A 21,852-nucleotide genomic window follows, 5' to 3' on the forward strand; every position below is an offset into this window, starting at 1 on the left:
TTCGCACAAATCAGCTCTAACCTTTCAAAGAGCCAATCATCACCCCCTTGATGAAATATTTCTGAATAAAAGGATATACCGCGATAATCGGCGCAACCACAATCATGATGACGGCATATTTGATGTTAGTTGACGTGACCCCCGCGTAAGATCCACTTAGCTCTTGGCTTTGCTCCGACATTTGTCCCATAACGACCATATTCCGTAACAAAATTTGCACCGGATACTTCGCCTTTTCATCTAAATAAATCAAGGCCGGGAAAAAGCTGTTCCAATGGCCTACAGCGTAAAACATTGAGATGGTGGCAATGATCGGCAGCGAAAGGGGCAATACGATCCTCCATAACACAAGCAGTTCCTGGGCCCCATCAATTCGGGCCGCTTCAAACAGCTCATTCGGGATTCCTTGAAAAAACGTACGCATTACGATCATATTCCACGCGCTGATGGCCCCAGGTATGATGAGGGCCCACATCGTATTTATCATGTTCAGCTTTTGCACAAGCAAATAACTGGGAATCAACCCACCACTGAAAAACATGGTGAACACGATCATCAGGGTAAAGAAGCTTCTACCGTGAAATTCCTTCTTAGAGAGTGGATAAGCACAAAGAATGGTGCAGCATAAATTGACAAATGTGCCTACTGTCGTATATAGAATCGTATTTCCATAAGAACGGATGATTGCCGAATCGTGAAGAAGCAAGCGATAGGTGTCCAGATTAGGACGGATCGGCCAAATATTCACTTCCCCCCGCAGCACGGAATGTCCATCGCTGATGGATACAACGAAAATATGATACAACGGATAAAACGTAACGAAGATCAATCCAATCATGAATAGGATATTGAATGCGTCAAACGTTCGGGATCCGATCCCTTGGTAGTTTCTCACTGAGTTCCTCCTTTACCATAAGCTCGTTTCACTAACCTTTTTGCTGATCCGGTTGGCGGCGCCCAAGAACAAGACGGCTACGACAGAATTGAACAACCCTACGGCCGTCGCATAGCTGAAGTCGCTGGAAACAAGTCCCCGATGGTACACGTGAAGAGAAATGACATCGGAAGCAGGCATATTGGAGCCGTTCGAGAGAAGCAGTACTTTCTCGAACGAAACCTGCATCACCGCTCCTATGTTGAACAAAAGCAAAATGATGATCGTAGGCGCTATGCCCGGCAGCGTGACGTGAATCATTTGCTTCCAACGGTTGGCCCCATCGATGACCGCTGCCTCATATAATTGAGAATCCACTGCTGTTAGGGCGGCCAAATAAATGATCGACCCCCAGCCAATCCCCTGCCATATTTCCGACCCGATGTAAATCGTTCGGAACCATTCCGGCAGCATTAAAAAGTGAACGGCTTCCATTCCGAACAGGCCAAGAAAACGGTTGATGATTCCATCATAAGACGTGAAGTTGACTATCATCCCCACAACGACAACTGTGGACAAGAAGTGAGGCAAGTAGCTGACCGTTTGAACGAACCGTTTAAACACCTGATTCTTGAGCTCGTTCAGAAGCAAGGCCAGCACGATCGGAGCCGGAAACGAAAACAAAATATGGTATAGGCCGATCATCAGCGTATTTTTGAGCAGCTTGTAGAAGTAAGGGTCGCTGAGGAACTGACTGAAATATTTTGTCCCTACCCAAGGGCTATCGAATACTCCCTGGAACACGTTGTACTTTTTAAAAGCAATAATGATCCCGAATAACGGGATGTAATGAAACACGATAAAATAGACGAATGGAATTAAAAACATGACATAATAGTACTTGCTTTTCGAAATCGATTTAACTATGGAAACCATCCCCCCCCTGTTCTTGTTTTTCGCCGGCAGTTACAGTATAGACACGAGACTGTTTCTATTCCCAGCACCAATGCAGGCTTTGAAGATTCATTTCTCCACCCGGTGAGATGTTTCAAGTTTCTACTTTGATGCATTTAACCACTTCATAGCCTTTTAAGCTGGTCGGGACTGAGATAAGTGAAGGAAAGGATTGATATTCCCGTTCGTATCACTTAAACTACATCTGACATTTGCCGAGCAAACAAATAAGGAAACTTATATTAAGATGGGAGTGTTCATTTTGAATAAGCCAAAAATTGTAGTAGTAGGAAGCTTGAACATGGATATGGTCATCTCGATGAGCAGGATGCCGGCCGTGGGAGAAACGTTGCAAGGGCAAGCTATTCATTACATGCCGGGAGGCAAGGGAGCAAATCAGGCAGTCGCCAGCGCGCGGTTGGGCGCCCAGGTTGCAATGATTGGTTCAGTAGGGACAGATATGTTCGGACAACAATTAGTTCGGAATTTATTGGACAACGGGGTGGATATTTCGGCCGTTCAGAACCTAGAAGGAGTACCAACCGGTACCGCAACCGTGCTCCATACACCCGAAGACAACTGCATCGTGGTCGTTTCCGGTGCGAACAATCATTTCTCAGAGGAGAGCATTGAGAAGCATCGCGGGTTGATTGCGGAAGCCGACTTGCTGCTGGTGCAGTTGGAAATTCCGTTAAAAACAGTGGAGTATGTCTTGCAATTGGCTCGTGAATGCTGCGTCACTACAGTGCTGAATCCGGCGCCTGCCCAGCCGCTTCCCGAAGATTTACTGAGAAATTGCGATTATGTAACCCCTAACGAAACTGAGCTAAAACAGATGGTGGGTCGTGATTTCTCTACTCAGGAAGAGCTTGAATCGGTTCTTTCCAGCTGGGAGGAGCGTTTCGGACATAAGCTGATCGTGACCCGGGGCGAGCATGGCTGCTCATACCTGGAGAATGGGAATATCCAGACAGTACCCGCATTGAAAGTCGATGTCGTCGATACAACTGGCGCTGGGGACGCATTCAACGGAGGATTAGGCTTCGGCATCGCGTCAGGCTGGACATTAAGTGAGGCCATATCGTTTGCGGGGATGGTAGCCGGAAGGTCGGTCATGAAGCTCGGTGCCCAGGCAGGAATGCCATATAGTGCGGATCTTGCAGGAGGCCAGTGATGTCCATTCAAGAGTTAAGCAAATCGTTCAAGGTTGCCAAACGTTCGACCGGGCTGCTGCAAGCGGTAAAAGCATTAATCATCCGCGAGCATATAGAAGTTCACGCATTAACCGATATCTATTAGTGAGTGTTCACTTTCCGGAATCCCTTGTCAATATGCGTTTAATTGAATGTGGATTGCTTCGGCTTACAAGCAGCTTAGTTAATAATTCTGGATTTCCTGCAAGCTTACGATCTGTTTCGGATGTTGATAATTCCCTATATCGCCAATCTCTGCAAGAAAACCAGCTATCGTATCTCTGCCGATTCCTTTTATAACTAAAAGTTGATCTACACCGGGTGTTTGCTCTATTTATTCGTCGATCTTTAGATGAAGTTCATCAAACTTGTTTTGAATGAGTTGATACTGTTTGAGCAGCAGTTGCAACTCCATCTTAGCTAGACCCGTGCCCTCTTTAATACCTACAGAACGGTTAGCAGCTGACTTTATCTCCTGTATACGTCCAATGCCAGCCCCACGTTTTGCTACTTGTCTCAGATGCCTAGGCAAGAACTCATCTGATAATGATACGATCTCATGTGACAGCATGCTCAGACTTAGCATTTGTATGGCTGACTTACATTCCAGTCATTGAACACGGTGAGGAATTCCGTGAAGTAACGGTCCAACCAGTTATGGACACGCCCCTGTGCAACGTGCAGGTCCGTAAATAGGTGATCACTATTTTTCATAGCCTCACGTAATTCTGCATAAATACCTTGAGGAATTGTGGATTTGTCTTAAAGTTTGCCACTACCCCACCCCCTTCCCCAAATCCAAAAAGCAATTAATGTTTGATGCGAAAGCAGGCAAATGACAGGTATAGAACAGGAAAAATTAATGAAAAAATGCAGTTAAAGTTTGATGTGAGAGCAGGGAAAAACGTTGGGGAAAAGGCAGGGGTTAGGAAAGTACCGAGAAAAGATGGTGGGAAGGGCTTTTCAACCGGATAAAAGAGCGGGGGAAAGCCTGAGAAGTGCAGGCGTGATGTGGGATTCCGGATCTTAAAGAGCAGAAGAAATGGCAGGAGAAATGATTGTGGATTAGTGCGATATTGGCAGGAGATTGCGTGTAGGGAAAAGAAAAAGCCGAGCAATTCTGAATATATTCTTGTTTTAGTGATGCTTTAATCTAACTTCAAATTTAAAAAATACCACTCCTTCTCTTGAAACCATTCAAATCCAACATCTTTCTTAAAATGTAGTGTTCTATCCTTACTCTTATCTTTCCACTTTCCAGCCCAGCTTGGAATAATGGGGGTTTCATTAATGTACAAAGTTCCATGACTGATACTCACGAATTCAGCGTGACCAGAATGGTGACCATTCATATAATACGGATTGTCTGTTAGGCAGAAGAAGCGTTTAACTAAAAAATCCTCAAAATCAAATAGCCGTTCAATGTCTTTCAATACATCATACATATCAATGTCAGTTGCACGATTAGATGACTTTTTAAAGCATTTCAGTTCAACCGCCGCTTTGATATCATTGTAATAACAAACAATATCCACATTCTTGGACTGATAAGAATGCTCCAATTCAATCGTAAATACATCAGCCCTATCTAAGCACATTAATTCACCCAGACTGTTAATCAATGATGCATAATGGAGCTGCATAGAAGATTCTTTATTAACTTTAATACGCCCAAGGGCAAGCCTTTTGATAAATATACTCCAAGCTAAATCAAGTACATAATTTAAGCGTTCGTTATGCTCAACTGGGACATCTATCATTCACATCACCCTAACCCTGTCTTATTGTATCTTCAATACTTCTCAATAAAATCATCAAAATCATTTAAGGTTAACTCTTTTCCTGCTTGGTAAAGTGGAAATTTCCTCGCATCATTTGGATGTTTCTTAGAGAGTGAAATCCAATTTAACGGCTTTACTTTCTCAAATCCAGACCAATTTGATGACGACAATACAATGAGGCATACTCTCCCAGGAGGTAAACCGAATGCTTCAACCTTTTTATTATAAATTTGCTGCCACTCATACCGACTATATCCCATATCAATTTTCATCTCTAATATATACTCAACTTTTCCGTTTTTCATAATCAGTATATCTGGTCTTTTCTTTTAAAAAGTTTTTTCCATTGCTAATTGAAAGCCAACAATATTTCTCAGAAATGCAGAGGTATACAACCCAACAGATTCAGTAAAGTAATCAGCGAAGGACGGGCTTCTTATCTCGATGTATTTTATCATTATAGTCTCGACTATTTCGATTGGCATAAAACATTCTTGTTACAATAGCTTTTGATATCAATTTTTGTTCAAGAACCAACTCTTTATTTGACTGTACGAATGATTGTATTCGCTCCCAGTATGTAACAAATAATTGTAATGCTCCTTCATACTTTTCGAGATATTTTGTTCAAACGATAATAAATCGTTCAACTCATGCACCTCTCTCTATGATAATTCATTCCCTACAAATAATCGGAATCTCGTTTCCTTTACCACTTGCCTATTTAATCTGCTGTAAATACATTCCACGTTCATTTTGTATTACAATTGATGAAGAATTATATTCAAAAAACTTGATTAATCGCTTTTCTCTTTCTTAAATCCTAAAGCGGTTAAAATAATGCCTGCCATATAAGCAAGTACGGTTATATCGACTATTTTGTTAAGACAGAAATGGAAAAACTGAATGATTTGCATTGATGATGTTTCCTTAACCAAGACATCCAACTCTTTAAAGAAAGATGTTGTTGGCATAGGAATGGCAAAATGAAGACTGAATGCATAATAAAACGACTTTACATAATCAAGTAAAAGCAGCAGATAATCATTAAATGTTGCAACTTCCTTTAACTTGATTCCCGAAAATGTTAAGTACATTAGTGAATATGCCAGGTCAGCAAATATAATGACTATTGCTACTTTAAAAAATAGTTGCTGCACCTCAATTCGACGCATTGTTTTAAAATTAACAGGTTTCAAATCAATGAAAACCATCTTTATAAGATAATCAATTATAAATACAGCGATAAGTAACGAAAAGACAATAATCCCAATGAGCGTTACAATATTCGACTGAGATTTAATTAACATTATGGAAATTGAATGATTAGGATACAAAGTAATAAACCAAACAACAAATCCAAAGAAGGAACTTATAAACACTATAAAACCGAATAACCAAACACAGAATTTAATATATGAAGCAAATGTAAGTGGCATTTTTACTTTATGATGTAATACCGATTCCGTCATGTCACCTATAAACTCAAACGTTTTGTAAACAATTAGCGTTATTGTAATTACGCCAAAGAGGAAATAGAATAAATTGTACCATGAGAAAAAAACAGGAACAGCCATTATTACGTATAAAAGAACTAAGTCGACTTGTTTTCTCTTTTTTTCTCCTTCTTTTAAACTCTGTTCATTATCTTTAACAATTGAATAAACAATAAATATAATATAAAGCGCCAGTAGAACTACAAACCTTGCCTTATTATCTTGTTCAACCATAAAAATTGCATATGCAAATACAAGTGGTAATAAACTCATAGTGTTATCCCATTCTATTTTCCCAACAATTCGTCCAGTAAGCATTAATCTAGCTCCAATTCTTTATCTTGATTCCAAGCTATATAATTCTTTTGAACTATATAAGCTATGGTTCAACAGTTCGACAAATATCCACAAGTTTCCTTCATTTCCTTCAGAATCCTATATTTCACTATTATTTGAACCAAGTACATATCATACTAGCTGTTACTGATGTCTCTACTTGACCGGAAATTGACGATGTCTGCTGTCCATTATTTGACGCTGAGCGTGACCGCTAATTCTATTAGATAAGGGAAGTTGTCACTGTAAGAACCACTTTCCCATTACTTATATCTCAACCAGATACGTATCTTTCTTCCGCAAATAAAACCATGTCTGACCTAAAATAGCGTACTGGTCCGATACTGCTTACCGTTGTCGAAGTAGACTACCTCGGGCACACCATATTGCTGGATTGCTTTGCGGAAGGTGTCTTCCACAATGGCTTGCTCAAGAGAGTCATAGAAAGCAGCATGAACCACAAAGCGCGTTGCATCATCGATGAATACGACAAGATAGGTTTGTTTGCTCGTGCCACCGGGTCCAATGGGGAGAAAGGGACCATACTTGATGTCACTTTGCCACAGTGTGGATTTGTCTTAAAGTTTGCCGCTCCGCTTTACTCCCACAAGGCATCTCAGCTTTTCTCCTCCCGCTCCTTAAAAATCCCATTGTACGCCATGTTTGACTGAAATTCAGGGAAAATCATGGGCGTGAGGGCTTAGGAAAATCACAAATCGAACCGTAAAAGTCTGACTGAAGGCAGAGGTAAAAGCAGGAGAAAACATTGGGATTAGGTTTGAAAGGGAAAAAAATATGAAAACAGTTAAAGATCAAATCGGAATACAGCCAGTGCTGGCAAGGGATTGACGGGATAATAATCGGGATAATGAATCGGAGAGAAAAGAAAAAGCCGAGTGAAATCAGGAGGAAATGCCTGAAATCAGATCGGCTTGTAGTCGTACTTTATAAGCTTTGTGCATGGTTTTAATGGTGGGCGTTAGAGTTTGTTGGATGTTAATACCAACATGTAGCTTTATAATAATGTTTGATCATTTAAATATCAAATACCCTTGATTTATCGTTACATCATCAGAGGTTTTTTATAATAAAAATTGATAAAAAAGTCTGACATAATATGTGGCTAAATAGTTTTGTAATATAGTTTGATAATTCTTATCATTACTAAAACTGTAAAAAAAGAAATCCCCCTTATAAAAGGGAGATTTCTTTTGAAAATCGTCCGTAGGAAACGAGTTAAAACTCCATGAAATTAATCATGTGTATTTATTCAACGCATTTCCCGTGACTTCTTCCGCCCATTAACACCTAACTATGCCTTCAGAGCTCAAAAAGACGCCTATGTGTTCATTATGCAGGAGAACACAAGCGGATATCGGGTGAATCCCCCACTTCAGCAGGGTTTGCGTTAGTTGGGATATCCGGAATCGGTAAATCGATCTGTGCCTGAACTTCCTTCTCGCAGTAATTTGCAAGAGGCCAAAAACGACCGTGCGGCTCAAATACTCTTCGTATTAGGGGTCAGGGAGACGCTACAGAGCATAACTTCAAGAACGATGATGAGTGGAAATGGCTGCTTGAAGAATTGTGGAGATATCAATGGACGAACATCAAGGTTGATTTGGATCCAACCTTCATTGCAGTCCAAAATTAATTATTAGCACTAACGCTTGACTTGGAAATCTGCATATGATATAAAGTGATTAACGCATACGAATGCGTAAATGCACCCGAATGTTGGCGCATAAGAATGCGTAAATTCACACGGACGTTTACGCATACGTATGCGTAAACGCGGAAGAGTCTACCACAAAGTGCACTTGCGGAGAAAATGCGTGTGTGAAAGGAGAATTGTATGCGGATAACATCTAAGGAGCTAGCTAAGCTTATTGGCGTTTCACAATCCACAATATCGCGCGCCCTTAACGGGTCCGATCAAATATCGGAGCGCCGAAAGCAAGAAATAATGGAACTGGCCAAAAAACACAATTTCGAATTCAATGAGAATGCCAGGAACCTACGGACACAAACTTCCAATTCCATTGGATTATTGATGCACACTTATTTTGGCAGCTTCATGGAAGACGATTTTCGCGCTCTTCAATTCAGCTATATTCAGGCTGAACTGTCCAAGCACGATTTCGACCCCATTTTCCTGAATGACGTGACTTTAACCGAAGATGTAGACGCTTTGGACAGGGTGATCAAAAAGCGGCAGCTGGCGGGATTGGTCCTATTCCGCAGAATCGAGAATGACGATGTGATCGAGTATCTAAAGGGCCTTTCCATCCATTTGTTCTCCATGACGAGATGCAACGAGAAGATGCAATTCATTCCCAGCGTCTCTTTCGACAACTATACGATGGGATATCTGGTGGGCGAACACTTCGCAAAGCGAAAATTCAAGCGTATTGCGTACATTCGCAACCGAAATCACCAGTCCGGCGATATAACCACGCAGGGCCTGATGGATGCTTTGGCGGAAAAAGATATGCGAATCTTGGAAGAAGACATCTATTTCACCCAGTTTGATTTCAAATCGAGCTACGACACCGTTGTGGCCAATCTATATCGGATGCGCCAATACGACGCCATATTTGCCTATAACGATACCATGGCCCTGGGGGTAATCAGCGCGTTACAGGACAACGGAATCTCGGTGCCAGGCCAGATATCGGTGATGGGCAGCCACGACATTCCCATGGCCCAGTGGTTTTCTCCGCACCTTACCACGGTGCGTACCTTTGTAGATAAGCATGCAAAAGTGGCCAGTGAAAGAATCGTCTCCATAGTCAAAGATGGTATCGACCCCAGCCCAGAGAAGCATTATATCATCAAGCCAGAGCTTATTATCCGGGAATCGTGTCTTTAGTTTTTCCAACTGAATCATTCACCAACCCAGACTGCGAGTGGAAGCGGTTCCATTCGCTTTGCCCTCACATTTACATTTAATCGCTTTATTTGAATTAATTTGAACATTATTCAAACGGTCAATTCGATTTGGAACGGAGGGAAGCTATTGAGTAGAGGATCATTGGCCAGTAGATCGGTTAAACCGTATCTATATATTTTGCCCATGGTGATCATCTTTGGGGTGTTCAGTGTTTACCCCATGCTGCGAACCGTATATCTATCCTTAATGGATACTAACGTCAGCTTTACCCAAATGCAATTTATCGGTCTTGGAAACTATGAGGCCATCAACGGGGATCGGCACTTCTGGCGCATTGTTGGGAACACGGCCATTTACGGCTTTGCCCAAGTCATTCTCACCGTGGTGCTGGGGTTGCTATTTGCGGCGATAGCCAACAGCAAAACCGTTAAATTCCGCACACTATTCCGGATGTCCGCCTTTTACCCCTTCGTGTTACCCATCGCGGTGGCCGCAATGGTGTGGATCTACATGTACAACCCTTCCCGCGGCGCCATTAACCTGCTGCTGGACCAACGTATTCAGTGGTTAAATAGCTACGAATACGCCTTGCTGGCACTCATCGTCGTCTCGGTATGGAAATCACTAGGATTCAGCTTTTTACTGATTCTGGCGGGGATGCAGAATATCTCTCAGGACTATTATGAGGCCGCGGCGCTGGAAACAAACAGCCATATCAAGCGCTATTTCAAGCTCACGCTGCCCATGCTGATGCCCACGCTGTTTGTGGTCTGTCTTCTGTCCGTCACCAGCAGTTTCCAATCCATGGATCTCGTCGCCATCATGACCCAGGGCGGCCCGGGCCATTCGTCCAATGTGCTGATGTATTACATCTATCAGGAAGGCATTATCAACCGACGCATTGGTTACGGTAGTGCCATGAGCACGATATTCCTACTGGTTTTGTTTATCTTCACAATCGTTTATCTACGACTTGGCGAACGGAGGGTAGAATATGAGCGCTGAAGTAAGAATGCTTGTCCGAGATAAAAGCGGCATGGCGGCCAAACGCAAAAGAATTACGTCCACATTAATATTTAACGCCATTATTCTGCTTGCCAGTCTTGTGTTCCTGTTCCCCTTGGCATGGATCTTCATCACCAGCATGAAGGACCAGGTGGACGTATTGAAACATCCGTTGGCCATCATCCCATCGGAGTTCATGTTCGTGGAGAATATGAAGGAAGTGTTGCGCCGCGCACCTTGGGATGTTTTTTACAAAAACACCATCATCGTAGCGGTGGGGGTCTTAGTAGCCCAGCTTTGTATCAGCATTCCGGCTGCTTACGCTTTCTCCAGCTTTAAGTTCAAGTTCCAGAACTTCTTCTACCTGTTTGTGCTAGCGCGGCTGCTGGTCTCCCCAGAAAGCCTGCTGTTGCCCAACTACCTCATCATCAACGGGTTGAACCTGTACAACACCCTGCTGGGCATCGCCCTTCCTAGCTTTGCCTCGGCTATATCTATCATCATATTCCGCGGGGCATTTATGGAGATACCCACCGCGCTGAAAGACAGTGCCCGCATCGACGGCTGTGGCGATTTTAGATACATGATGGTGATTGGCATTCCTATGATAAAATCTCGCATTATCGCATTTTCAATTACATCACTGGTGTATCAATGGGACTCCTATTTCTGGCCCATGGTCATCACCGAATCCGTGCAAAAGCGCACCCTTGCCGTGGGCATGGCCTACTTTGGCATTCAGGCAGAAAGCGCCTCAGAATGGGGTCTGACAATGGCGGCGGCCATTTTGGTGATTTTACCGCTCCTGATCGCCTTGGTGTTTTTCCAGCGTCAACTGGTGGCTAGCTTCGTCACCTCAGGCATCAAATAGCCGGCCACGTTCCTAACCTTGGACCCGCAATGCCTGTAACGTTATATTATACGCGAATTTCGTGTGTAATAATATATTGAACGGAGGAAATGATCTATGAAGAACAACAAATGGTTTGCACTGCTAGGTACTGCGTTATCCATGATTCTCGTTTTTCTGGCCGGTTGCAATGGCAACTCGTCTACTCCACCGGACTCCCAGACGTCAGCCAAACCAACCGCCAATGCCTCCGCACCCGCCAGTAACGGCGATGTGGTTGAGCTGGTCTATTATTTTCCAACCCAGACCTCGGGTCCCCTGGCTCTTGCTATGGAGAAGATTGTGGATAAATTCAATGCGGCGAACAACGGCATCCACGTGACCGCCACCTTCACCGGCAACTACGATGAAACGCTGCAAAAGACTCTGACGGCCATCTCGGGCGGCAATGCCCCTAACGTGGTCCTTAGCGGCTACAACCTCTCCAACCTGCTCAGCATTGACGCACTGGTGGATATGAACACCTTGATCGCCAACGAACCCGCTGGTTTCCTAGACGACTATGTACCAGGCTTCTTCACGCTGTTCAGCTACCCTGACAATTTGCTGTACGGAATGCCTTTCCAGCACAGCGGCACCATTCTTTATTATAATAAAGATATTCTGGCGGCCGCCGGCCTGGACCCTGAGAACCCTCCAGCTACCTGGAGCGAATTGAAAACGGTTACCGAAGCCCTCAAAGCTTATAATGCCAAACTTGTACCGCTTGAGTTTATGGGCGACGTGTGGATGACCGAGGCCTTGGCGCTCTCCAACGGCGGCGCCATCCATGTGGACATGGACACCATGTCCCTCGACAATCCCAAACTCATCGAAACCGTCAACTTCTTTAAAGGTCTAATGGACGCCGGCCTGGCCGAAGACAACACCAGCTACGGCGGCGCGGCGGAGAACTTCCTGGCCGAGACCACCGCTATCATGACAAACTCCAGTGGCTCTTTGGGCAATGTGTCCAAGACCGCTACTTTCGACTGGGGTATCGCCCCTCTTCCCGCTGGCGACGGCAAAGACCCTGTTTCCCTCTTGGGCGGCGGCGGCTTCATTATCATCGACGAGCACCCTCAGGAGAAGATCGACGCCAGCTGGGAGTTTGTGAAATACATGACCAGCCCGGAAGTTTCCGCCGAGTGGATGATTGCTACCGGGTACTTCGCGGTGCGTCACTCTTCCTACGACTTGCCCGAGATTCAGGCCATGTTCGCCGAGAAGCCACAGTATGCCACGACAGTAGAGCTCCTTCCGATCCTGAAGAGCCCTTACATGATCCGGCAGAATTTCGGAGATGTGTCCAACACTTTCAAATTGGCGTTGGATGAGAGCTATCTGAACAATGCCGACATCACCGCTACGCTGCAGCGGGCACAAAAAGAAGCTCAAGCCTTATTGGACAACGGAAAATGAGGCTGCATATTATTCGACACGGCGACCCGGACTACGAGAATGACAACCTGACGGACCTGGGCAAAAGAGAAGCTCAGGCGCTGGCTCAGCGCATGGAGCGTCTGCCTCTAGTGCAAATCTATTCGTCACCTATGGGACGGGCCAAGGCCACCGCCGGGTATACCGCCGAGAGAACAGGGATACCCGTGCAAATCTTGGAATGGATGCGGGAGATGGGTGATTTGACAGCTAGCCCCGATTCAAGCGTTCCGGACCCGGTGGTGATCTGGAACCTGCCGGGGCATCAGCTGCGCCAGGCCGAGGGCGGGGAAGGAAAGCACGAAGCGAACAGCGATCTTTTCCCTCAGCCCCTTACCGCCAACCGTTTCCATGAATTGCGCACCGGCTGGCTCGAATGGTTGCGGCAGGCTCACATCCAGGTGACCGACGTGGGCTGGACGACCGATACCCCGCTTGTGGACAAAGATGTGGCGATCTTTTGCCACCATGGCGTGGGACTGGCATTGTTGTCGTTGATTATGGACATACCGGTGACCGCGCTCTGGCGTTCGATATGGCTGCCACCCTCCTCGGTGTCCACGGTACTTCTGGAGCAATATGATCAACACCGGATTAACCCGAGGCTTGTATGCATCGGTGATACCTCACACCTGTATTCACTTGGATTGAACAACAATACCAGCGGGTTGCTCTACAACTTCCATTGACGGAAGCTAGCCCCGAGATTTCGGGGCTGGTTTTTATCGTTACACACGGCTCAATCACAAACCCATGACCGGAGGAGCATTGAGATGGAACATTTCAGCTTTGGTCTGATGACAGACATGCACTATGCAGACCGCCCAATGCGGATAGGGCGTTATTATCGAAACACCTTAGACAAAGCGAGGCAATGTATTGACGCGTTCAACGGTGTACCAGTGGATTTTTGCGTACACCTGGGAGACCTCATCGACTGGCCCGGTCAGCCGGACAAGGGCCGAGAGGCCCTGGCAGCCATCATGCCGATAATGCGCAAGTTTCGCGGCCCCATGTATTATCTGCTGGGAAATCACGATGTAGACTCAGTGCCTGGCACCGAACTGGCCGCCCTGTGGGAGATGCCCGGCGGACAGACCTGGTATTCCTTTGACCACAAGGGTGTGCATTTCATTGGGCTGGACTGCAACTTCGACGCCGAAGGCATGCCCCACCAGCCGGGAATCGGGAGATGGGATGATTGCTACTTGCCCCAATCCCAACTGTCCTGGCTCAAGGCCGATCTGGCGGCAGCACAGCCGGACATCGTGGTGGTGATGGTCCATGCCCTTCTGGATGACATTGAGGACCCCCATGTCATCAGAAACGCTCCAGCAGTGCGGAGCATACTGGAAAACTGTAATAAATGCGTGGTAGTGCTTCAAGGACATATGCACACCGGGCATAAAAGCGTGAAGAACGGCATTGGTTATCACACCTTGCAATCAGTGGTGAATGGGCGGACCCGCACCTGTTTCTGGGTAGTGGAGGTGGGCCCCAGCGGCATGACCGCCGCCGTATACGACAGCACCCGTAACCATGGCCGCCCCACCCGGCGGGTGTTGCTAGAGTTTTGAGAAGATAGAGGAAACAAGCCCGATATATCGGAAGCGGATAGCTTGTCCGCTGCGGTAACAATGTGGTCGCGTAGATGGGAAGAGCCATGCAATTCGTTCTTTGCCTTCAACGCCTCCACCTTGCACCATCCGAGTTCATGATACAGGTTTCCAGTTCTTGCGAACTTACATCCATACCGAACTTTCCGGGAGGCCTCCTGCGCACTCGCAGATTAATCCTCCTTGCATCCCCGAATGGATTCTAAGATCCATAGTCTAGAGGCATACCGGAAAGAAAGTCCCAAATTCAATTTTCAAAGAGCATGCTAACATTTAACCCAAATCTGCATTCAAGAAATCTTATACAAGGAGGGTTCTACTATTAATAACAAACGGTTGATCTCCATGTTGCTCACAGGGTTCTTGATTCTTACGCTATTCCCGGCTATGCTGTGCATTTGTCTTAAAGTTTGCCACTCACTCATCCTTCCCCCTCAATCCCTCTCTCCCCTACTCCCACAAGCCCTCCCACCCTTTTCCCTCCCCTTTCCCCAAATCCCAAATGCAGTTAAAGTTTGACGAGAGAGCCTGCAAAAGACAGGAATTAAACATAAAAAATCATAGAGAAAATGCAGTTAAAGTTTGACGTAAGAGCAGGGAAAGACGTTGGGGAAAGGCTGGGATTAGGGGTTAGGAAAGAGTCGAGGAAAGAAGATGGAAGGGCTTTTGAGCCGGATAAAAAATTGAGTGAAAGCCTGAGAAGTGCTTGTGTGATGCGAGATTGCAGCTATGAATAAGCTGGGGAATTGGCAGGGTAAAAGATTGGGGATGGCAGGAGACGAGCGTTAGGGCTTCCGATTGGGTAAAAGAAAAGCCGAGCGATGTCAGGGGGTAAATACCTGAAAATCGGTCGGCTTGCGTCAAACTTTAAGTGGTGAGTGGTGGACTTTAAGTGATAGTTGCAGACTTTAATTGCTGTCTACAGCTACCCGAAGGTAGCCCCATGTGGAGTCATGATGTTATTCTGGATGCCGCTTCTGTAGACAGTAGAAGAGCTCCAAATAGCAGTATATCCGCTTCTTCCAGTCTAATACATTATTTATCAGTCTACAACTTTATTTTTCTCCCTACTCCACCGTAACACTCTTAGCCAAGTTCCGTGGCTTATCAACATCATGCTGCAAAGCAAGCGATGCATAGTAAGAAATCAACTGCAGCGGCACTACCGACAAAGCCGGCGACAAGATCGGCAGAGTCTTCGGAATGGCGAATAGCTCATCGACGGAATCCGCTACTTCGACTTCTGTTCCAGCATTTGCAATGCCGAGAACATGCGCGCCGCGCGCTTTCACTTCTTTAATGTTGCTTAAAGACTTCTCGTACAGTTCCTCTTGTGTGAGGAGTGCGATGACTGGAATGCCATCTTCGATTAGAGCTAGCGTTCCATGCTTAAGCTCTCCAGATGCATAGGCTTCGGAATGAATATACGAAATTTCCTTAAGCTTAAGCGAGCCTTCTTGTGCAACTGCGTAGTCTACGCCGCGTCCGATGAAGAAGAGGTGTTTGTGATGCGAAATCGATTCTGCTAACTTCTTCAGCATATTGGATTGCTCTAGAATGCTCTCAACCTGCTCAGGGAGCAGCTTCATCGCTGCGATTACTTCAGCAATTTGAGCCGGTGTTTGCGTCTCAAGCGTTCCTGCCAAGTATAATCCGAACAGGTAGAAGGCAATAAGCTGTGATGTATAGGCTTTTGTCGAAGCAACCGCAATTTCAAGACCTGCCCAAGTGATAAGCACATCATCCGCTTCACGAGCAACTGAACTGCCCACTACGTTAGTGATTGCTAGTACGCGAGCACCGTTACGACGCGCTTCGCGTAATGCCGCAAGTGTATCAGCTGTTTCACCGGATTGACTTACAACAATTACCAGCGTATCTGGTGTAATAATTGGCGAACGATAGCGGTATTCCGATGCTACATCCGTCTCTACCGGGATGCGCGCAAGTGATTCAATAACGGTCTTGCCGACAAGTCCCGCATGGTAGGCTGTGCCGCATGCAACGATCTGCACTTTGCGGATGGACTTCATATATTCCGGTGTCATGCTTAGCTCTTGTAATTGTACAGACTTGCCGTCTTCTGCAATACGGCTCATCATTGTATCTCTATAAGCCTTCGGCTGTTCGTGGATTTCCTTCAGCATGAAGTGATCAAATCCAGCTTTCTCCGCCGTTACAATATCCCAATCGACATGAAATATTTCCTTGGAAATACTTTCGCCTTCTGTCGTCATTAGTTCGACACCATCACGTGTCAATACAGCCATTTCGCCGTCGTTCAAAATATAAACATTTCGCGTATACTCCAAAATTGCCGGAATATCCGACCCGATAAAGCTTTCTCCCTCACCTAGACCAATAACCAGTGGGCTTGCATACCGAACCGCGACTAACCGTTCCGGCTCATATTCCGTTAAAACGCCAAGCGCAAACGCTCCGCGCATCCGTTTAACCGCACGCTGCACCGCTTCGACAATATTGCCGTCATATTCGTCAGCAACAAGATGCGAGATAACCTCTGTATCTGTTTCTGACACGAAAATATGTCCTTTTACTATCAGTTCTTCCTTCAGCTTCAAGTAATTTTCGATAATGCCGTTATGCACAACTGAAAACTTTGCCGTAGTATCGATATGCGGATGCGAATTCACGTCCGAAGGTTTACCATGTGTTGCCCAGCGTGTATGACCGATTCCGACAGAACCTTCAAGCGGCTCTTCGCGCAATATACCCTCAAGTACAGCTAAGCGTCCTTTTGATTTTGTAATTTCTAGCCCATTTTTCGTGAAGACAGCAATACCTGCTGAATCATACCCTCTATATTCGAGCTTCTTCAAGCCTTCCAGCAAAACAGCTTGAGAGTCGCGTTTACCTATATATCCTACAATTCCACACATAATTTAATAAGCCTCCGATAAGGTGTATTTCCCGTCCTAACCGGATGCATGCCAATGCGATACACAGGCAATATGAAGTTGTCACAAATTGATCCCATTCGTTGCGGCACAATGTAACCCTTCTATCCGTGCCAACCCGACCGGCGGCATCCTGGACATTTGGGATCCAAACATTTCAACAACAAGCGTAAACGGCTGTTGCCATCCTCTGGCAGCAAAGACTCGTTTCGCGGTGAATTATAGACGGAGTATTAGCGTAAAACTTATACTTTCTATAATTAACTTGAAACGACAAAATCATCCTCTTGTTAGGATGCTGTCGATTCATATCTTACTTGTACATATGGAGCAGCCTGCCGCACATTTGTAAGATCGGTCGCCCAATCCTTTTGTGTAACGACTCTCGGTTGGCTAGCAAATACCGGAAGGTCCCCGCCGAATGTTTCGAACACCCTCACCTCGTCAGCTTCCCGTATGAATACCCATTTCCCGCTATGATACAGCTTCGATAACAGATCATTCATCACGCAAGCTCTGGCGCTTATCTTACTAAAATAACCTCTATCCACGCTTTCCTTCTAGAATACTATTCCCTATCATATTCATTTTCTACATATTCCGCAACCTCTTATTTGAAAATATCGGAAAATGAGGACATCTTAATACTAAGAAAAGGATAATCAAACACGGGTTTGACTACCCTTTTCTAATCACATTTATCATAAATGATGTCAATTATTTAGCATATATCTGATTAAGGTGGCTCATACTAAATGACCTGTAAGATTAACCTAGTTCACTTTTAACAACATCAGCTATTTGATCTACGTAGGCTTCTACTAAGTCCTTGTCGGGCCCTTCCGCCATAACACGAATGAGTGATTCGGTACCAGAAGGACGAACCAATACACGCCCGTTATCGCCAAGCTCGCGTTCAACCAGCCTTACAGCTTCTTCAATCGCTGCATTGCCTTGGTACAAGCTCTTATCCGCTACACGAATGTTCACGAGCTTCTGCGGATATTTACGCATTAGCTGCTTAAGCTCACTTAGCTTCTTGCCAGATGCCGCTAATGTATCAACAAGCTGCAATGCAGTTAGAATGCCATCACCCGTCGTAATATAATCGAGGAAAATAACATGACCAGATTGCTCTCCACCAAGATTGAAGCCTCCGCGGCGCATTTCTTCCATAACATAACGGTCGCCTACTGCGGTCTGTGCCGATTTCATACCGATACGCTCTAAACCTTTGAAAAAGCCGATGTTAGCCATGACCGTCGTTACAACGGTATCTTCCTTCAGCTTTCCAGCACGTTTCATTGCATCGCCAATAATGCAGAGGATAAAGTCGCCATCTACCTCTTCGCCTTTCTCATCAATCGCGATCAAACGATCAGCATCGCCATCAAACGATAGACCAAGATCAGCACCATGCTCTAGAACCTGTTCACGCAAATATTCCGGATGAGTGGAACCTACACCCGCATTAATGTTTAAGCCGTCCGGCTCTGCTCCAACCGTAATAATATTCGCGCCAAGCTCACGGAACACCGTAGGCGCAAGCTCATATGCGGAGCCGTTTGCGCAGTCCAGCACTATTTTCAAACCGCCAAACTCACCTTTAATCGTCGTCTTCAAAAAGTCTAAGTATCGTTGCTTCGCCGTTTTGTCACTCGATACCGCACCGATGTCTCCACCCTCTGGCCGCGGCAATTCATCGGTCTCAGCATCAATCAATTGCTCAATCTCGAGCTCCGTTTCGTCAGACAGCTTAAAGCCATCACCCGCAAAAAACTTAATGCCGTTATCTTCAACTGGATTATGCGAAGCAGAGATCATAACACCTGCATCCGCCCCCAGTTCACGTGTAATATAAGCAACTGCAGGGGTGGATACGACCCCTAAACGCACCACGCTAGCACCAATCGACAAGAGACCAGCAATGAGCGCTGATTCCAGCATCGGCCCGGAGATTCGTGTGTCCAGTCCGATTACAACCTTAGGCTTATTTGCCTGTCTTGTTAATACATAGCCGCCGCAACGGCCGATTTTATAAGCCAGCTCTGGTGTAAGCTCTCGATTCGCTACACCGCGCACGCCATCAGTACCAAAATATTTCCCCATATTTATTGAACCCCTTTAGCTATATATTGAGATCATACTATTCATCAGTTACTTGTTTGCTCCGGTTCAGTCGTTTCAACCGGAGGCGGCTCCTCAGTTGGAGTGCCCCCGACTTCTTCCGCTTCTTCTTCTTCCACATTCCCAACGGAGCTGTCCTTAATTTCTATTGTTACTGTCAAGGTCGTTCCATTTGGAATAACTGTCTGTATATATGCCGGTACGTCTACCTCTAGTGGCACGATATGCGTGCCGACAGCCATTCCCTCTAGATTAGCTATAATTTTAACATCACTGGCCTTCACTTTAGACAGAACCGATTCGGCTCCGCTTAGTGTCAAATCGATTTTACCCGCTTCAGGAGTCCGTATAAGTGCAGTCAGACCATCCGAGAGACCATTGATCACGACATCGTTTCCAGTGAGCGTACGCGTAACAGTCGGGGCTACTACGACATCCAGCGCAACCTCCGCAGGCCCAACCAGCTTAATTCCATCGATTAGCTGCGTCTTCACCATAACAGTTCCCGTCTCTTTAACTTTAGCCAAATCCAGCACCACGCCATCGTAGACCTGCAGTCCATCTAGTACCTTCTGCTCACCGTATACCGTTATTTTATCTAATGCGGTTTTTATAGACACGAGACTTAAACCCGCTGGGAGGTTTCCAGTATACCTTACCTGCAGCGGCACAGTCTTAAATGGCGGAGTAATCTTCACCTCTACATGCACCGTCTCTGGATAGACGATTGCATTTGACATCTCTATGCCTTCTTGATCGTAAACGACTACTCTAGCTTTTTTATTGACAACCGTCTTGTCCGCTCCTTCAATCTTAACCTCAGTGGATACCGAGCCTACACGATCCATATCATCCTTCGGCAGCGTAACCGCTACTATGTTGGTAGGTAAATCTACAGTAGGCGTTCCGGCGACATAGCCTTCCGCAGGCTTGCCATCGGTTAGAATCTGAAGATCAAATGCCTTCGTTACAATTTCCTCCAGCTGCACCGTAACCTTTTGCGGAGATTTCTCTACAAGCTGAATACCTTTAGGTAAGTCTACGATCAAGGGCAGTTCTTGCAAGCCCGGTTTGGCATGACTCAAATCGACCTTTACGACATAATCATCTTCAGAATTGGCTGCAAGCAGAGATATTCTTCCTTCTACGACTAGCCGCACAACGGTCGGCTCCATTGCCGTTAGCACGAGTTTATCCGTATCTAAGCCTTCTGTTTGTATGACCGCTGCTTCGATAATTTTCGTATCGGTGCTCGAAGTAACCTGCTGCGGTGCCGAATTCGGATCGATATGAACAACCGCCCATAGGAGCAGAGCGACAAATATAGATATAATTTTGAGTGCGGTCGGGTGATTTAGCCATTTATCCATCTTGGCCTCCTTTCCGCTTCCAGAACGAAGAAACCATAGCACGCTCTTTACTGCGCCCGTTAGTCTTCGGTGTAAGCTCCTCAAACAGTTTTGAAATAAGCGATTCTTCATTAATATCGCGAACGATCATCCCATTTAGCGACAACGACACTTGTCCCGTCTCTTCCGATACAACGACAGATATAGCATCACTCACTTCACTAACGCCAATCGCCGCGCGGTGACGTGTGCCAAGCTCTTTGCTTATAAAAGGATTTTCCGAAAGCGGCAAGTAACAAGCAGCCGCCATAATTTGGTTGCCGCGAATAATAACCGCTCCATCATGCAGCGGCGTATTCGGTGTGAAGATGTTTATAAGTAGCTCTGAAGTAATTTTTGACTCCATCTGAATGCCAGACTCAATTAATTCATTCACGCCCGTAGTTCGCTCGAACACAATCAACGCGCCTATCTTACGGTTCGCCATAAATTGAACAGCCTTAATGACACCGTCAATTTGTTCATTGACTACGTCTCGCTCCAGTGAATATGATCTGGCGAACAGCTTGCCTCGTCCAAGCTGCTCTAGAGCTCGTCTTAGCTCCGGCTGGAAAATTATAAGTACCGAGACAACACCGAACGTAAACATTTGATTCATAAGCCACTTCAGCGTATATAAATTTAACCAGGTGCTGATTGCCCATGCCACAATAAGTACAAAGATCCCCTTCAATAGCTGAACGGCGCGAGTTCCGCGCACCAACAATATCATTTTATAAATAATATAACTGACTATACCTACATCTACGATGTCCTTAAACCAGTCATGCCACGTTAAATCTGAGAAATAACTCATATGCCAACCCCCAACAGCCGATCACCTTTGTTTATTTTGTATCGGATTTCAACCTTATTATTTTCTAGATATGGGATTGGAAATCCTTCATTTTCAAAATAAATTAATAATATTATTGTGGCAAA

At 45.5% G+C, this 21,852-nt stretch carries 20 protein-coding genes and 1 pseudogene; 8 read left to right on the forward strand and 13 right to left on the reverse strand.

Annotated elements, in window-relative coordinates:
- Positions 1 to 16: 16 nt before the first annotated feature.
- Positions 17 to 895, reverse strand: coding sequence for a carbohydrate ABC transporter permease (locus tag AC0YN7_RS25660; RefSeq protein WP_475812871.1), 879 nt, complete (start codon positions 893 to 895; stop codon positions 17 to 19).
- A gap of 12 nt (positions 896 to 907) precedes the next feature.
- Positions 908 to 1,810: an ABC transporter permease gene (locus AC0YN7_RS25665; RefSeq protein ID WP_475812872.1), complete on the reverse strand. Its 903-nt coding sequence runs from the start codon at positions 1,808 to 1,810 to the stop codon at positions 908 to 910.
- Between the two features lie 280 nt (positions 1,811 to 2,090).
- Between AC0YN7_RS25665 and rbsK the strand changes: the two genes are divergently transcribed.
- Positions 2,091 to 3,002, forward strand: a complete 912-nt coding sequence (rbsK, locus tag AC0YN7_RS25670) for a ribokinase (protein WP_475812873.1) — start codon at positions 2,091 to 2,093, stop codon at positions 3,000 to 3,002.
- On the forward strand, positions 3,002 to 3,127 hold the full coding sequence (locus AC0YN7_RS25675) for a hypothetical protein (protein WP_475812874.1): 126 nt from the start codon (positions 3,002 to 3,004) through the stop codon (positions 3,125 to 3,127). The genes rbsK and AC0YN7_RS25675 overlap by 1 nt, the downstream gene beginning before the upstream one ends.
- Positions 3,128 to 3,205: 78 nt before the next feature.
- Here the strand turns inward: AC0YN7_RS25675 and AC0YN7_RS25680 are convergent, their stop codons facing one another.
- From AC0YN7_RS25680 to AC0YN7_RS25705, 6 genes and pseudogenes are all read right to left on the reverse strand, one after another.
- Positions 3,206 to 3,355, reverse strand: a complete 150-nt coding sequence (locus tag AC0YN7_RS25680; RefSeq protein WP_475812901.1) for a transposase — start codon at positions 3,353 to 3,355, stop codon at positions 3,206 to 3,208.
- Positions 3,356 to 3,607 (reverse strand): hypothetical protein, encoded by a 252-nt coding sequence (locus AC0YN7_RS25685; protein WP_475812875.1) that lies wholly within the window; start codon positions 3,605 to 3,607, stop codon positions 3,356 to 3,358.
- A gap of 562 nt (positions 3,608 to 4,169) precedes the next feature.
- Complete coding sequence (locus tag AC0YN7_RS25690) at positions 4,170 to 4,781, reverse strand: hypothetical protein (RefSeq protein ID WP_475812876.1); 612 nt, start codon at positions 4,779 to 4,781, stop codon at positions 4,170 to 4,172.
- A 32-nt stretch (positions 4,782 to 4,813) separates the two neighbouring features.
- Positions 4,814 to 5,107 carry a hypothetical protein gene (locus tag AC0YN7_RS25695; protein WP_475812877.1) on the reverse strand — a complete coding sequence of 98 codons (294 nt, stop codon included), beginning with the start codon at positions 5,105 to 5,107 and terminating at the stop codon, positions 4,814 to 4,816.
- 492 nt (positions 5,108 to 5,599) lie between these two features.
- Positions 5,600 to 6,616, reverse strand: a complete 1,017-nt coding sequence (locus AC0YN7_RS25700; protein ID WP_475812878.1) for a hypothetical protein — start codon at positions 6,614 to 6,616, stop codon at positions 5,600 to 5,602.
- Between the two features lie 353 nt (positions 6,617 to 6,969).
- Positions 6,970 to 7,209, reverse strand: a pseudogene (locus AC0YN7_RS25705) (DDE-type integrase/transposase/recombinase); the annotation flags it as partial.
- 1,280 nt (positions 7,210 to 8,489) lie between these two features.
- Between AC0YN7_RS25705 and AC0YN7_RS25710 the strand changes: the two are divergent.
- From AC0YN7_RS25710 to AC0YN7_RS25735, 6 genes are all read left to right on the forward strand, one after another.
- Entirely contained in the window at positions 8,490 to 9,506 is a 1,017-nt protein-coding gene (locus AC0YN7_RS25710; RefSeq protein WP_475812879.1) for a LacI family DNA-binding transcriptional regulator, read from the forward strand.
- 147 nt (positions 9,507 to 9,653) lie between these two features.
- A complete protein-coding gene (locus tag AC0YN7_RS25715) occupies positions 9,654 to 10,532 on the forward strand; it encodes a carbohydrate ABC transporter permease (RefSeq protein WP_475812880.1) in 879 nt (292 codons plus the stop codon).
- On the forward strand, positions 10,522 to 11,403 hold the full coding sequence (locus AC0YN7_RS25720) for a carbohydrate ABC transporter permease (RefSeq protein ID WP_475812881.1): 882 nt from the start codon (positions 10,522 to 10,524) through the stop codon (positions 11,401 to 11,403). The genes AC0YN7_RS25715 and AC0YN7_RS25720 overlap by 11 nt, the downstream gene beginning before the upstream one ends.
- Positions 11,404 to 11,499: 96 nt before the next feature.
- Positions 11,500 to 12,843, forward strand: a complete 1,344-nt coding sequence (locus AC0YN7_RS25725; RefSeq protein ID WP_475812882.1) for an ABC transporter substrate-binding protein — start codon at positions 11,500 to 11,502, stop codon at positions 12,841 to 12,843.
- On the forward strand, positions 12,840 to 13,550 hold the full coding sequence (locus tag AC0YN7_RS25730; RefSeq protein WP_475812883.1) for a histidine phosphatase family protein: 711 nt from the start codon (positions 12,840 to 12,842) through the stop codon (positions 13,548 to 13,550). Before AC0YN7_RS25725 ends, AC0YN7_RS25730 begins: the two co-directional genes overlap by 4 nt.
- 84 nt (positions 13,551 to 13,634) lie before the next feature.
- A complete protein-coding gene (locus AC0YN7_RS25735; RefSeq protein WP_475812884.1) occupies positions 13,635 to 14,438 on the forward strand; it encodes a metallophosphoesterase family protein in 804 nt (267 codons plus the stop codon).
- A 1,106-nt stretch (positions 14,439 to 15,544) separates the two neighbouring features.
- On the opposite strand, the gene glmS is transcribed toward AC0YN7_RS25735, so the two are convergent.
- From glmS to cdaA, 5 genes are all read right to left on the reverse strand, one after another.
- Positions 15,545 to 17,377, reverse strand: coding sequence for a glutamine--fructose-6-phosphate transaminase (isomerizing) (gene glmS / locus AC0YN7_RS25740; RefSeq protein ID WP_475812885.1), 1,833 nt, complete (start codon positions 17,375 to 17,377; stop codon positions 15,545 to 15,547).
- A 308-nt stretch (positions 17,378 to 17,685) separates the two neighbouring features.
- Complete coding sequence (locus AC0YN7_RS25745) at positions 17,686 to 17,946, reverse strand: hypothetical protein (RefSeq protein WP_475812886.1); 261 nt, start codon at positions 17,944 to 17,946, stop codon at positions 17,686 to 17,688.
- Positions 17,947 to 18,163: 217 nt separating this feature from the next.
- Complete coding sequence (gene glmM / locus AC0YN7_RS25750) at positions 18,164 to 19,504, reverse strand: phosphoglucosamine mutase (RefSeq protein ID WP_475812887.1); 1,341 nt, start codon at positions 19,502 to 19,504, stop codon at positions 18,164 to 18,166.
- A gap of 44 nt (positions 19,505 to 19,548) precedes the next feature.
- Positions 19,549 to 20,892, reverse strand: coding sequence for a CdaR family protein (locus AC0YN7_RS25755; RefSeq protein ID WP_475812888.1), 1,344 nt, complete (start codon positions 20,890 to 20,892; stop codon positions 19,549 to 19,551).
- Positions 20,885 to 21,727 (reverse strand): diadenylate cyclase CdaA, encoded by an 843-nt coding sequence (gene cdaA / locus AC0YN7_RS25760; RefSeq protein ID WP_475812889.1) that lies wholly within the window; start codon positions 21,725 to 21,727, stop codon positions 20,885 to 20,887. Before cdaA ends, AC0YN7_RS25755 begins: the two co-directional genes overlap by 8 nt.
- Between the last annotated feature and the right edge of the window lie 125 nt (positions 21,728 to 21,852).

It is taken from the genome of Paenibacillus sp. J31R122 (assembly GCF_056269185.1).

Bases quoted from the DNA above. Each gene is read 5' to 3' on its own strand.
- AC0YN7_RS25725 (WP_475812882.1), top strand. From the start codon at position 11,500: ATGAAGAACAACAAATGGTTTGCACTGCTAGGTACTGCGTTATCCATG.
- AC0YN7_RS25665 (WP_475812872.1), bottom strand. From the start codon at position 1,810: ATGGTTTCCATAGTTAAATCGATTTCGAAAAGCAAGTACTATTATGTC.
- AC0YN7_RS25730 (WP_475812883.1), top strand. From the start codon at position 12,840: ATGAGGCTGCATATTATTCGACACGGCGACCCGGACTACGAGAATGAC.
- AC0YN7_RS25675 (WP_475812874.1), top strand. From the start codon at position 3,002: ATGTCCATTCAAGAGTTAAGCAAATCGTTCAAGGTTGCCAAACGTTCG.
- glmM (WP_475812887.1), bottom strand. From the start codon at position 19,504: ATGGGGAAATATTTTGGTACTGATGGCGTGCGCGGTGTAGCGAATCGA.
- AC0YN7_RS25720 (WP_475812881.1), top strand. From the start codon at position 10,522: ATGAGCGCTGAAGTAAGAATGCTTGTCCGAGATAAAAGCGGCATGGCG.
- AC0YN7_RS25690 (WP_475812876.1), bottom strand. From the start codon at position 4,781: ATGATAGATGTCCCAGTTGAGCATAACGAACGCTTAAATTATGTACTT.
- AC0YN7_RS25685 (WP_475812875.1), bottom strand. From the start codon at position 3,607: ATGCTAAGTCTGAGCATGCTGTCACATGAGATCGTATCATTATCAGAT.
- cdaA (WP_475812889.1), bottom strand. From the start codon at position 21,727: ATGAGTTATTTCTCAGATTTAACGTGGCATGACTGGTTTAAGGACATC.
- glmS (WP_475812885.1), bottom strand. From the start codon at position 17,377: ATGTGTGGAATTGTAGGATATATAGGTAAACGCGACTCTCAAGCTGTT.
- AC0YN7_RS25695 (WP_475812877.1), bottom strand. From the start codon at position 5,107: ATGAAAAACGGAAAAGTTGAGTATATATTAGAGATGAAAATTGATATG.
- AC0YN7_RS25735 (WP_475812884.1), top strand. From the start codon at position 13,635: ATGGAACATTTCAGCTTTGGTCTGATGACAGACATGCACTATGCAGAC.
- AC0YN7_RS25710 (WP_475812879.1), top strand. From the start codon at position 8,490: ATGCGGATAACATCTAAGGAGCTAGCTAAGCTTATTGGCGTTTCACAA.
- AC0YN7_RS25755 (WP_475812888.1), bottom strand. From the start codon at position 20,892: ATGGATAAATGGCTAAATCACCCGACCGCACTCAAAATTATATCTATA.
- AC0YN7_RS25700 (WP_475812878.1), bottom strand. From the start codon at position 6,616: ATGCTTACTGGACGAATTGTTGGGAAAATAGAATGGGATAACACTATG.